Origin of the sequence: Roseburia sp., assembly GCF_041325975.1 — a bacterium.
Taxonomy (GTDB): Bacteria; Bacillota; Clostridia; order Lachnospirales; family Lachnospiraceae; genus Roseburia; species Roseburia rectibacter.
The window spans coordinates 267,857-280,665 of the sequence record NZ_JBGLEJ010000004.1 but is presented as its reverse complement, the minus strand read 5'-3'; the positions used below and the strand labels follow the sequence as shown (position 1 = coordinate 280,665).

At 41.8% G+C, this 12,809-nt stretch carries 9 protein-coding genes and 2 tRNA genes; 10 read left to right on the top strand and 1 reads right to left on the bottom strand.

What is annotated here, in order from left to right; genetic code table 11:
- The first annotated feature begins 1 nt into the window (after window position 1).
- The 10 genes from hisH (at window position 2) to ACDD58_RS04600 (ending at window position 11,276) form a co-directional block, all read left to right on the top strand.
- A complete protein-coding gene (hisH, locus tag ACDD58_RS04645) occupies window positions 2–607 on the top strand; it encodes an imidazole glycerol phosphate synthase subunit HisH (RefSeq protein WP_370776091.1) in 606 nt (201 codons plus the stop codon).
- A 15-nt stretch (window positions 608–622) separates the two neighbouring features.
- Window positions 623–1,384, top strand: a complete 762-nt coding sequence (gene hisF / locus ACDD58_RS04640; protein WP_118209617.1) for an imidazole glycerol phosphate synthase subunit HisF — start codon at window positions 623–625, stop codon at window positions 1,382–1,384.
- A gap of 23 nt (window positions 1,385–1,407) precedes the next feature.
- On the top strand, window positions 1,408–2,085 hold the full coding sequence (locus tag ACDD58_RS04635; protein ID WP_117919783.1) for a uracil-DNA glycosylase: 678 nt from the start codon (window positions 1,408–1,410) through the stop codon (window positions 2,083–2,085).
- 414 nt (window positions 2,086–2,499) lie between these two features.
- Entirely contained in the window at window positions 2,500–3,291 is a 792-nt protein-coding gene (gene fliD, locus ACDD58_RS04630) for a flagellar filament capping protein FliD (protein WP_241070928.1), read from the top strand.
- A gap of 266 nt (window positions 3,292–3,557) precedes the next feature.
- Window positions 3,558–4,649, top strand: coding sequence for a tRNA 2-thiouridine(34) synthase MnmA (gene mnmA, locus ACDD58_RS04625; protein ID WP_370776086.1), 1,092 nt, complete (start codon window positions 3,558–3,560; stop codon window positions 4,647–4,649).
- A 98-nt stretch (window positions 4,650–4,747) separates the two neighbouring features.
- A complete protein-coding gene (locus tag ACDD58_RS04620) occupies window positions 4,748–7,195 on the top strand; it encodes a homocysteine S-methyltransferase family protein (RefSeq protein WP_370777451.1) in 2,448 nt (815 codons plus the stop codon).
- A 128-nt stretch (window positions 7,196–7,323) separates the two neighbouring features.
- Window positions 7,324–7,396, top strand: a tRNA-Val gene (locus ACDD58_RS04615).
- Between the two features lie 32 nt (window positions 7,397–7,428).
- Window positions 7,429–7,502, top strand: a tRNA-Met gene (locus ACDD58_RS04610).
- A gap of 193 nt (window positions 7,503–7,695) precedes the next feature.
- Window positions 7,696–8,241: a 2-C-methyl-D-erythritol 2,4-cyclodiphosphate synthase gene (gene ispF / locus ACDD58_RS04605; protein ID WP_370776084.1), complete on the top strand. Its 546-nt coding sequence runs from the start codon at window positions 7,696–7,698 to the stop codon at window positions 8,239–8,241.
- 164 nt (window positions 8,242–8,405) lie between these two features.
- A complete protein-coding gene (locus ACDD58_RS04600; protein ID WP_243102902.1) occupies window positions 8,406–11,276 on the top strand; it encodes a fibronectin type III domain-containing protein in 2,871 nt (956 codons plus the stop codon).
- Between the two features lie 54 nt (window positions 11,277–11,330).
- Here ACDD58_RS04600 and ACDD58_RS04595 read toward each other — a convergent pair whose 3' ends face one another.
- Window positions 11,331–12,650 (bottom strand): diguanylate cyclase domain-containing protein, encoded by a 1,320-nt coding sequence (locus ACDD58_RS04595; protein ID WP_118209624.1) that lies wholly within the window; start codon window positions 12,648–12,650, stop codon window positions 11,331–11,333.
- Window positions 12,651–12,809 lie beyond the last annotated feature (159 nt).

The following is a 12,809-nucleotide window of genomic DNA, read 5'->3' as shown; positions in this document are numbered from 1 at the left end:
AATGATAGCGATCATAGACTATGATGCAGGTAATTTAAAGAGCGTACAGAAAGCACTTGATTTTTTACATCAGGATTGCGTGGTAACAAGGGATTTTCATGAGATCCGTCAGGCAGACAAGGTAATATTACCGGGGGTTGGTTCTTTCGGCGAGGCGATGGATCAGTTAAAAAAATATGAGCTGGACAAAGTAATTCGTGAAGTGGCAGAAGAGAAAAAGCCATTTCTTGGAATCTGTCTTGGACTGCAGCTTTTATTTGAAGGCAGTGAGGAAAGCAGCGGAGTGGAAGGACTGCATTTGTTAGACGGACAGATCTTACGGATACCGGATACAGAAGGATTAAAAATACCGCATATCGGATGGAATTCACTGGATTTTCAGAATAATGGAAGATTATTTGCAGGGCTGCCGGAACATCCGTATGTTTATTTTGTTCATTCTTATTATATGAAAGCAAAGGATGATATGATCGTAAAGGCAACTACGGAATATGGCACACATATTCACGCTTCTGTGGAACAGGACAATATCTTTGCATGTCAGTTCCACCCGGAAAAAAGCAGTACAGTCGGACTTAAGATACTAGAAAATTTTGCCGGGATTTAAGACGGGAGGATAAAAATGTTTACAAAGCGAATTATTCCGTGTCTGGATGTGAATAACGGACGTGTGGTAAAGGGTGTTAATTTCGTAAATTTAAGAGATGCCGGAGATCCGGTGGAGATAGCAGCAGCTTATGATAAAGCAGGCGCAGATGAACTGGTATTTCTTGATATTACTGCAACTTCAGATGCAAGGGAGACAGTTGTGGATATGGTGCGCAAGGTGGCAGAAAAGGTATTTATACCATTTACTGTCGGCGGGGGTATCCGTACTGTGGATGATTTTAAAGCCTTACTCCGCGAGGGAGCCGATAAGATATCCATCAATTCATCTGCGATCAACCGCCCGGAACTTATCAGTGAGGCTGCAGATAAGTTTGGCAGTCAGTGTGTGGTTGTGGCGATCGATGCCAGAAAAAGAGCTGATGGTTCGGGATGGAATATCTATAAAAATGGCGGACGTATCGATGTTGGCATTGATGCAGTAGAGTGGGCAATGAAAGCAGACAGACTCGGTGCGGGGGAAATTCTTCTGACGAGCATGGATTGTGATGGAACAAAGGCAGGTTATGATCTTGAACTGACGCGCACCATTGCGGAAAATGTATCCATTCCTGTAATTGCTTCCGGTGGAGCGGGTACGAAAGAACATTTTTATGATGCATTGACGGAAGGAAAAGCAGATGCAGCACTTGCAGCGTCTTTATTCCATTATAAAGAACTTGAAATCCGCGATCTGAAAGATTATCTGGCAGAGCGTGGTGTTTCTGTAAGAAGATAAAAATAAAGAAAAGAGAATTTATCATGGCAATGATCACAAATGACTGGCTTCCGGCAATTCAGGGAGAGTTTAAAAAGCCATATTACAGGGAATTATTTCAATTTGTAAAAGAAGAATACAGCAGGGCGGTCATTTATCCGCCGGCAGATGATATCTTCAATGCGCTGCATTTTACACCGCTTAGTGAAGTAAAAGTATTGATCTTAGGACAAGATCCGTATCACAATGAGAATCAGGCACATGGTCTGAGCTTTTCAGTACTGCCATCACAGAAGGAGATTCCACCATCATTGCAGAATATTTATAAAGAACTGCAGGATGATTTAGGCTGTTATATACCGAACAACGGATATTTAAAAAAATGGGCGGATCAGGGAGTGCTTCTTTTGAATACGGTGCTGACGGTTCGCGCGCATCAGGCTAATTCCCATCAGGGAAGAGGATGGGAGCAGTTTACCGATGCGATCATTCAGGCTGTCAATGCCCAGGATCGTCCGATCGTATATATGCTGTGGGGCAGACCCGCACAGAGCAAGATCCCGATGCTCACGAATCCGAAGCATCTGATCTTAAAGGCACCGCATCCGAGTCCGCTTTCAGCATACAGAGGATTCTTTGGATGCAGACATTTCAGTCAGGCAAATGATTTCTTAAAAGCAAATGGGATCGCGCCGATCGACTGGCAGATTGAGAATATCTGATTCGGTGTCTGGTACATCGATTTTTAAATAACCAGAATGTTCGTATAGCGTACATTCTGGTTATTTTCTCTATAAATGAGGAGTGCCCAGACACCTTTCGGCGCCTGGGCTATTATGAAAAAAATTTATCAAGTATATTATAACAAGTTGTCTAAGTATTTTTTAACTGTATTTAGTATATCAATCATATATGAACAAAGTATGAATAATAAATTAACAATTTTTTTAGTGATTTAAAACAAAAAAACAGGGAAAAATACAAAAAAATTGGTGAGGTTAACCATACGCACGAAATGATTATTTTGAATGTGTAAAATACTTGAAAATGTAAAGAAAACAGCCTAAAATGACGATATAAGAAACAACAGGGAAGTTTTTGGTAATCTATTGTATTATTTCAAAGGAGTGAGATATATGGCAACGATTTCCGGTTATAATTCATATTCAATGGGAGTTTTGTTCTCTGGATTAAATACCACGTCATCTAAGAATTCATTATTTTCCAGCAGTATGTCAGGAAGTGATATACTTGGAATTAATTACAGTGACTGGGCAACGATCAAATCCGGCAGCTATTTTAAACTGTTAGATGCCTACTATGGAAAAGGCGGGCAGGTCAGCGGCTCTGGTGATACAACATCTTCTTCAACATCAACATCCAAAGATGACACTAAGACACTTGCAGCAATCGAGAGTGATGCGAAGAATGTGGAAAAATCCGTTGCAGCACTTCAGGAGACGGGAGATAAATCCTTATTTAAAGAAGTGACAAAGACAGATAAGGATGGAAATAAGACAACCGGATATGATACGGATGCGATTTATAAAGCTGTGAAAGACTTTACCGACAGCTATAACAGCCTGCTTGATGAAGTCGGCGATTCGAATACAAAAAGTATTTTAAGAGCTGGTGCAAGCATGGTGAGTGTGACAGAGGCAAACCGCAGGTCACTTTCCGATATCGGTATTTCCATTGGAGCAGATAATAAACTTACGATCGATGAAGAGAAGTTTAAGAAAGCTGATATGGGCAAAGTTAAGACAATGTTTGCAGACAACAGTTATTACGGGACAGAAGTAAAACGTCAGGCATCACGTGCAGAATCTTATGCAAAGAGTGAGGCAGCAAAGGCGAATACTTATCAGAAATCAGGTTCTTATACTTATAATTACAGAACAGGTGAGCTTTATAATTCTAAGATCTGATCGTAGAATGGGATGATGAAATTACATTACTGTTATAAAATGTGAAAAGCAGACGGTAATGATTATATTGGTTTGGCATGGACGGAAAGAAAGCTGGTCTGTGCAGAAACGGCTATTTATGAGAAACTCAGATTGGGTTTCTCATAAATTTTGCAAAAAAATAATAAGCGTGCCGGAAAAAAATATTGCACAATGGTGCGATGTATGGTCAAATAATAGGTAGTGTGCAGGAATAAGGATTATATGTAAAATTTGAGATAGATGAAATGGAGAATAAAATGGCAGCAAAGAAAGTAGTAGTCGGCATGTCCGGTGGTGTGGATTCCTCCGTGGCAGCATACCTTTTAAAAGAACAGGGATATGACGTCATTGGTGTGACCATGCAGATCTGGCAGGATGAGGATGAATTTGTGCAGGAGGAGAGTGGCGGATGCTGTGGCCTTTCTGCGGTAGATGATGCGAGAAGAGTGGCAGACCGTCTGGGAATCCCGTATTATGTTATGAATTTTAAACAGGAATTTAAGAAAAATGTTATGGATTATTTTACCGCGGAATATTTAAAGGGCAGAACGCCGAATCCGTGTATTGCCTGCAACCGTTATGTAAAATGGGAAGCACTGTTAAACAGGAGTCTTGCAATTGGTGCAGATTACATTGCAACCGGACATTATGCGAGAATTGAACAGCTTTCTAATGGAAGATATGCGATCAAAAATTCTGTAACGGCAGCAAAAGATCAGACTTACGCACTTTATAATCTGACGCAGGAGCAGCTATCACATACACTGATGCCGGTTGGTACCTATCATAAAGATGAGATCCGTAAGATCGCCGAGAATATCGGTCTTATGGTTGCACATAAAAAAGACAGCCAGGAAATCTGCTTTGTCTCTGACAACGACTATGCCGGTTTTATTGACAGGGAATGCAAAGGTCAGGTACCGCCTCCGGGAAATTTTGTCCTGACAGACGGAACTGTGGTTGGAAAACATAAAGGAATCACACATTACACGATCGGACAGAGAAAAGGACTCGGAATCGCATTTGGGCATCCGGTTTTTGTCACAGAGATACGTCCGGAGACGAATGAAGTTGTACTTGGCGAGAATAAAGATGTGTTTACCTATGAACTGGATGCGGATCATATTAATTTTATGTCAATTCCGGATATTAAAGATGAGATGCTTTTAAAAGCCAAAATACGTTATTCCCACAGTGGAAGTATGTGCAAGGTAACAAGAACAGGGGAGGATACGATACACTGTGAATTTTTAGAGCCGGTGCGTGCGGTAACTCCGGGTCAGGCAGTTGTATTGTATGATGGAGAATATGTTGCCGGGGGTGGTACCATCCTTTAGAAAAGTATAAACAACAGAGAACTGCTGAAGTGATCCGATGAATAGACGGCAGATCACAGAAAATACAAATGACATGGAAAAGAAAGGAACTGGCAGAGATGACAAGAGAAGCGTTTAGAGAGCTGGTAAAAAATGGCCCGGTACTGCTTGATGGTGCGACAGGAACAAATTTACAGAAAGCAGGAATGCCGGTTGGAGTATGTCCGGAGCAGTGGATTCTGGAAAATTCAAAAGTACTGGTTAATCTGCAGAAACAGTATGTGGAGGCAGGAACAGATATTTTATTTGCTCCGACTTTTACCGCGAGCAGGATCAAGTTAAAAGAATACGGTTTAGAAGATCATTTAGAGGAGATGAACCGTAAGCTGATCGCATTGTCAAAAGAAGCCGCAAAAGGTACGGATGCGCTGGTTGCCGGAGATCTTACCATGACAGGAGAACAGCTTTACCCGTTAGGAGATCTGATGTTTGAAGACCTGGTGAATGTTTATAAAGAACAGGCAAAGATCATCGCAGATGCAGGGGCTGACCTTTTTGTAGTTGAGACGATGATGAGCCTGCAGGAATGCCGTGCGGCGGTACTTGCGATCCGGGAAGTGTGTGATCTGCCGATTATGGTTTCACTGACCTACAATGAAGACGGAAGAACACTCTACGGAACTGATCCGGTTACAGCGGTTGTTGTGATGCAGAGTCTTGGTGCGGATGCGGTCGGGATGAACTGTTCAACCGGACCGGAAGCTATGTTAGAACCGATCGCAAAAATGGCAGAGTACGCAACGATACCGCTTCTTGCGAAACCGAATGCCGGCATGCCGGAGTTGATCGATGGTCAGACCGTTTTTAATGTAGAACCGGAAGAATTTGCCGAAGTCGGGAAAAAGTTAGTCGAAGAGGGAGCAGCCATCATTGGAGGATGCTGTGGAACAACACCGGAACATATCCGTGCTTTAAAGCAGGCAGTAAAGGATATTCCGGTCAAAGCACCGCTTCAGACAAAGAGAAGAATGCTGACTTCAGAACGCAAATCAGTGGAGATCACACTCGATGGACGTTTTATGGTCATTGGAGAGCGCATTAATCCGACCGGAAAGAAAAAGCTGCAGGCTGAGTTAAAAGAAGGTTCTTTAAATCTTGTCCGCACGATGGCATTAGAGCAGGAAGAAAACGGAGCGTCGATCCTTGATATCAATATGGGTATGAATGGTATTGATGAGAAAGAAATGATGCTGCGTACTATATATGAGGTAACTTCAACGGTGGACTGCCCGCTTTGTATTGATTCCAGCCACGTGGATATTATTGAGGCTGCACTTCGTATTTATCCGGGACGTGCACTTATCAACTCAATATCACTGGAAAAAGAAAAGTTTGAAAAACTCCTTCCAATTGCAAAGAAATATGGTGCAATGTTTATCCTGCTTCCTCTCTCAGATGAGGGGCTGCCGAAAGATTCTGCAGAGAAACATGGAATTATCCGCACAATCATGGATGAGGCAGTCAGAATTGGTATGGCAAAAGAAGATATCATTGTGGACGGACTGGTTGCCACGATCGGGGCAAATCCAAATGCTGCATTAGAATGTTTTGAGACTTTTTCTTATTGCAAAAATGAACTGGAACTTCCAACGGCGTGTGGACTTTCCAATATTTCATTTGGACTGCCTGAGCGTACTTATGTCAATACGGCATTTCTTACGATGGCGATCGCAAACGGACTTACGATGGCGATCGCAAATCCGTCTCAGGAACTTCTGATGAATGCTGCGTTTGCATCTGATATGCTTTTAAATAAGAAGGAAAGTGATATCCGTTATATTGAAAGGATGAACTTTTTATCAGAAAAATATGCCGGCATGGAACGGGTGATGGTTCAAAAGACTCCGACAGGTGCATCTGCGAGTGGTGAGACCAAAAAGGAGAGTGCAGGAAGCGGCGTATTTCAGGCAGTTTTAAAGGGAAATAAAGAGCATGTGTTAGATGAAGTAAAAAAGATGTTAGATGACGGTGCAAAACCGGATGAAATTATCAATGAACATCTGATCGCTGCGATCAATGAAGTGGGAGAGCTATTTGATAAAAAGAAATATTTTCTGCCACAGCTTATTTCTTCTGCCAATACGATGAAACTTGCAATCGAATATTTAGAGCCGATGTTAGAGCGCAGCAATACTGAGGCAATGGCAACGATCGTTGTAGCAACTGTTGAGGGGGATATTCATGATATCGGCAAGAATCTGGTGGTTCTGATGCTGAAAAATTACGGGTATCATGTGATCGACCTTGGCAAGGATGTTCCGGCAGATGTGATCGTGGATACTGCAATGAAAGAGCGCGCAAAGGTAATAGGCCTTTCTGCACTGATGACGACCACGATGATGCGGATGAAAGATGTTGTGGAACTTGCAAAAGAGAAAGGATGCACGGCGAAGATCGTGATCGGAGGAGCGGCGATCACAGAGAGCTTTTCAGATGAGATCGGAGCGGATGGATATTCCAAAGATGCAGCGGAATGTGTGAAACTGGTGGAACGGTTACTGGCATAATCTGGTTGTTTTGTTGTTAAAGAATGTTTTTTTGAAATTTTTTGAAAAAATATGAAAAAAAGTGTTGACATTTTTATTTTGAAATAGTATACTTTAGAAGTCGGTTGCGGAAAGCGACCGACACGGACGGGATCTTAGCTCAGCTGGGAGAGCATCTGCCTTACAAGCAGAGGGTCATAGGTTCGAGCCCTATAGGTCCCATTACATCAGAACTTCTGATGACAATTTAATATGGCGGAATAGCTCAGTTGGCTAGAGCATACGGTTCATACCCGTAGTGTCGAGAGTTCGAATCTCCCTTCCGCTACTTCAAGACCTCAGACATTCTGAGGTCTTTTGTTGTATATCGGTATTTTTTTCTGTATAATAAGATCGGGATGCCGGTATTTAAGAAAAAGTGATATTGAAGAGATATTATCAGAGACAGAAGCAAGAGGATTTACACCATGTTCGAAGTGTAATCCACCACAGTAAAAATTTTATGAAAGGGATAGAAAAAAATGCGTGTAGGAATGGGATATGATGTTCACAAATTAGTTGCGGGAAGAGACCTGATTATTGGCGGGGTAAAGATTCCGCATACATTAGGGCTTTTGGGACACTCGGATGCAGATGTTTTACTTCATGCTATTATGGATGCTCTGCTTGGTGCAGCAGCTCTTGGTGATATTGGAAAACATTTTCCGGACACTGATCCGAAATATGAAGGAATTTCAAGTATTAAATTACTTGAACATGTGGCAGAACTGATTGCAGAAAAAGGTTATATCGTGGAAAATATTGATGCGACGATCATTGCACAGAAGCCGAAGATGCGTCCGCATATTGAACAGATGGAGAAAAATATTGCAGAAGCACTTAAGATATCAGAAGACCAGATCAATGTGAAGGCAACAACAGAAGAAGGACTGGGATTTACCGGAACAGAACAGGGAATTTCTGCGCAGGCAGTCTGTGCATTGACAACGATCTATGAGAACAGCGTCAGTGTGGCTGATTCTGCCGGAGGATGTGCGGGATGTCCGGGATGTGCCTGTGGGAGATAAAGTATAAAAATGATTGACACAATCGCATAAATACGATATAATAAGCCATGTTTTGGCGAATTGAAGTAAGACTCAGATATATTTTTTGTAAGGACATCAGGGGATATTCAAAGCAAAGATATATACTGGGTCTTTTTATGTACAAAAGAAGGGAAAATGAGTATATGAAAAAAAGGACGATACGTTTCTGTTGTGGAGTTATGGCTGCGGGCCTGCTGATCTGTGGCATACCGTCTGGGGGAGCAGAGGGAGTAACCCAAAATCATTTGCTGTGGAATGTGGCTGCGGCGGCTGAGACAGCAGTTACAGTGTCGAATGAGAATGAGTTTCTGTCGGCACTTGCACAAAAGCAGAAGAATATTGTTGTAACTGGAAGCTTTTCCGTCAGAGGTCAGGCAGAAGCGAGTGGACAGATGATGCCTGTTGAGATACCGGACGGGACAGTGATTACTGGAAATAATACAGGAAGTATTACGTTCAGCGGACCAATCCAGATCATGGGAGACGGTGTTGTGATCCGGGATATCCAGATTGGTTTTATCTCTACCAATAGTATGAATTCTGTGCCGCATCGTGAGATTTTTCTTGCAGGGCACAGCCTTACACTGGATAATGTAAAAACATATTTGCCGGGAGGAGGGGACGCCAGCCTGGGTGGTTTTGGCGGCACAGAAAAAGAACTTCTTCCAACCATCTATGCAGGAGGATATCACAGTAATACAGCGGTGGGGACGAAAGCGTCACTCACAGTTGTAAATGCAAACAGTGATACAATGTTCCAGAATATCTATATGGGACATAAAGCGTCAGCAGGTGAGAGGACTGCCTATACGGGGAGTGTGGAGTTAAATCTGGACGCAGATGCAAAAGTGCGGGATATTATTTCGGCAGAGGACACAACATCTGCAACACTTACGCTTTCAGGTAAACAAAATGGATATGACGAGATCAGTCTTGTGGAGATCAGGGGAAATGCAAATACAGTATTGACCGTAAACAACTGTGCTGTGTCAGGTGTCATTACAACAGGGATTAAAGATATTGTTTTAGATGCAGGAGGAAGACTGCAGCCGAAAGATGAAACAGCGCAGTTAAACAATATTACATTGAAAAACGGTGGTTGTCTGGATCTTACAAAAATAATAGATGCTCAGGTAAAGGGCAATTTCACAAGTGGTGGCAGTGCGGCAAAGGGAAAGCTTGTTCTTGATCAAAATGGATACGTTCAGATTAATGGACAGGTAAGCGGTGTTACACAGTTCCAGGTGGGAAGTCATGCTATATCTGGTAATCTTTTAAATGAGCATACCTATATCATAGCAGAGAATGGAACAGCAGGAAATTTTGTGTTATCAGATAAAGATATCAATAACAACTACAGCCTGATCTGCAAAAATGGGATGTGGACAGCGTATCGCAATTATGTACCGGAGGAACGTGAACTTGATAGTATCGAGATAAAATCCTGCCCGAAAAATGTTTACACCGGTAATATTCCGACAGACATTACAGATAAAACCGATGATGCACCATATCTGGATGTGATATGGAAGGATCAGTATGGAGAAGATTACACGTTTGATGAAGTTGCAAATGAATATGATGGCTATGGATTTTATAATGATATGATACTGATCCGTTCTGATTACTGGAATAGTGATGATGAAGACATTCAACAAAAAAAGGACTGGGAAAACCCAATCCGTCTGGATGTGGATAAAAATGAGTCAGACCGCTATTATCTGATTGCATATGGTGAAGTGAAAACAGGAAAATACACCTTATTATTATGTTCGGATCCGTTTGATGATCCGAATACTGTGGCAGATGTAAAAGCACTGAAAGATACCGTGTTGGCAGAAAAGGAAATAATATTCACAGATGAACCAGATGTATCGCATCAGCATGTGGCGGGCGAGCCGGTAAAAGAAAACGAGATAGCTGCGACCTGTACCCAAAAAGGAAGCTACGATAAGGTAGTTTATTGTAAGGATAAAGGCTGCGGGGAAGAACTTTCCCGTGAGAATATTATGGTTTCAGCATTAGGGCATAAAAAGGGAGACACTGTCATCGAAAATCGTGTGGAAGCAAAAGTGGGTGTGGAAGGAAGCTATGAAAAAGTAATGTATTGCACCACATGTCATGAGGAGTTAAGCAGAGAAAAAATAGTGATTCCAGCCCTGAAAGAGCCGGATACAGAAGAGCCGGGAACAGAGACACCGGCACCGGAACCGGATACAGAAAAGCCGGGAACAGAGACACCGGAACCGGATACAGAGAAGCCGGCACACAAACACAGTTATGTACTGCAGAAGACCGTAGAGGCGACCTGTGAAAAAGAAGGCGAAAAAGTTTATTCCTGTACCTGCGGGGAAAGCTACAAAGAGAAGATCGCAAAGAAATCCCACACACCGGAGAAGAAGCTGACGCCGGCAAAGCCGGGCAGTAATGGGAAAAATGTGACTGTGTGCAGTGTATGCAAAACAGTGCTGCAGCAGGAGACAATTAACGCACCTAAGAAGTTAAAACTGTCAAAAGAGCGTTATGTGTACGATGGAAAAGCGAAAAAGCCTGCCATAAAAGTGACAGATAATAAAGGAAAAGTGATTTCAAGCGGTTCTTATAAGGTGTCATATCAGAACAATAAGAATACCGGAAAAGCGACTGTAACAGTTAAATTCCGTGGAAATTATACCGGAGCACTGAAAAAGACGTTTGAGATCTGCCCGAAGGGAACATCCCTCACAGATGTAAAAGCCGCAAAAAAATCATTTACACTAAAATGGAAAAAACAGGCATCACAGACAAGCGGATATGAAATCGCATATGCAACGGATGCATCATTTTCCAAAAAGAACACAAAAACGACAGTAGTCAAAGGTAATAAGACTACATCGAAAGGAATAAAAGGTCTAAAGCCGGGGAAAAAGTATTATATAAAAATACGGACGTACAAAGAAATAAAATCAGGAACCAAAAAGGTAAAGATTTATTCAGACTGGTCAAATAAAAAATCAGTTAAAACAAAAAAATAGATACGCAGAATAAAAAGCGGTCAGATGATAAATAAAGTCATCTGACCGTTGTTTTTATGAGATATCATCATGTGTCTGATATTTTTTGATGCGTCTTTTGATACTTTCAACATCAATCGGATCAAAAATAAGATCGCTGATCACATTGGATAATATGGCATTCCGAACCTGTGTCAGGTTACTTTCCTGACAGATGGCAATAACAGGGACTGACTGTGCCCAGGATTCATGACTTAATTCTTCCCATATTTTCTGACCGTCATCTTCGCTTTCGGATACATCTATGTAAACGGCAGGAACGTGGTTGTTTTTATCCATAACCGCATAATGTATCTCAGCAAGGGAAGATATTTTTACAAGCCTGTCCGGATAAGAATGAGCGAACTTCAACGTGGATGCGACATTCCTGGACTGTGTATATAATAAAATATTTTTCAGCGTGGCATCGGATACTGGCGAAGAAACCCCATATTCGGAAAAACATTGTTTCCCGGATTTTTTTGAGTTGCTGAGTGCAGTATCTGCTTTCTGAAAAAGTGTGGTATAAGACGTTTCGTATGGATCTGTGAAAGCAATACCGATGCTGATCGTAACATTTTCAGGGATTGACAGTCCTTCCTTGTCGGAAATGGCATTTAAAAGCTCCTGTGCTTTTTCGTAGATTGCCTCTTTGGTTGTTATATTTCGCACAAAAACAACAAATTCATCTCCGCCGATGCGTCCAACAATATCAGAACCTGAAAAATGGGATGCAAGAATACCGGCTACCACAGATATTGTGTGATCCCCCATTTTGTGGCCACAGATATCGTTAACTGCTTTGAAATTGTCGATATCAATGGCGAATAATGCATGCAGACCTTCGGGACTTGATAAAAGTATATGGGAAATTGTGTGCTCAGCTGTGGTTTTATTCAGAAGATGTGTCATCTCATCAACTTCTGATCTGATCCGTAATTCTTCCCGCTTTTGTAAAATATTATTCAGTCTGCGGTTGGTTTTCAAAATGTTACCAATACGCAGGCGTGCGATGGCGGGTTCAGCAGGTTTACTGATAAAGTCGCTTGCACCTAATTCGAATGCTTTTGTCTGGACTTCAGGGGTATCGGTGGTTGTGAGAACTACAACCGGGATTTTCTTAAATTCCGGCATTCCCTGTCTGTGTTTTAGAACATCAAAACCATCCATGCCGGACATGACCAGATCTAAAAGGACAAGATCGATCATGTCCTGTTTTTCTTCGATCATTTTCAGACATTCCTCGCCGGAGGATACTTCAAGAATATTGAAGTTTGAAGAAAATATTTCATTTAAAACTGCACGCTGTAAGCGTGAATCATCTACAATCAACAGAGTTTCTCTTTGCTGTTCCATAATAAAATCCTTCGTATAAATTGTAAATTATCCCCAGAATAACCAGATACTATTTATAATGTAACACGGAAAAGGATCGTATGCAATGAGAAAAAGGGAAGAGAACAAATAAAAAAGTTGACAAATCGGAAGCAAGTGCATAAACTAGAGTAAGTAAAT

Bases quoted from the DNA above. Each gene is read 5' to 3' on its own strand.
- ACDD58_RS04620 (WP_370777451.1), top strand. From the start codon at position 4,748: ATGACAAGAGAAGCGTTTAGAGAGCTGGTAAAAAATGGCCCGGTACTG.
- ispF (WP_370776084.1), top strand. From the start codon at position 7,696: ATGCGTGTAGGAATGGGATATGATGTTCACAAATTAGTTGCGGGAAGA.
- fliD (WP_241070928.1), top strand. From the start codon at position 2,500: ATGGCAACGATTTCCGGTTATAATTCATATTCAATGGGAGTTTTGTTC.
- ACDD58_RS04595 (WP_118209624.1), bottom strand. From the start codon at position 12,650: ATGGAACAGCAAAGAGAAACTCTGTTGATTGTAGATGATTCACGCTTA.
- mnmA (WP_370776086.1), top strand. From the start codon at position 3,558: ATGGAGAATAAAATGGCAGCAAAGAAAGTAGTAGTCGGCATGTCCGGT.
- hisH (WP_370776091.1), top strand. From the start codon at position 2: ATGATAGCGATCATAGACTATGATGCAGGTAATTTAAAGAGCGTACAG.
- hisF (WP_118209617.1), top strand. From the start codon at position 623: ATGTTTACAAAGCGAATTATTCCGTGTCTGGATGTGAATAACGGACGT.
- ACDD58_RS04600 (WP_243102902.1), top strand. From the start codon at position 8,406: ATGAAAAAAAGGACGATACGTTTCTGTTGTGGAGTTATGGCTGCGGGC.
- ACDD58_RS04635 (WP_117919783.1), top strand. From the start codon at position 1,408: ATGGCAATGATCACAAATGACTGGCTTCCGGCAATTCAGGGAGAGTTT.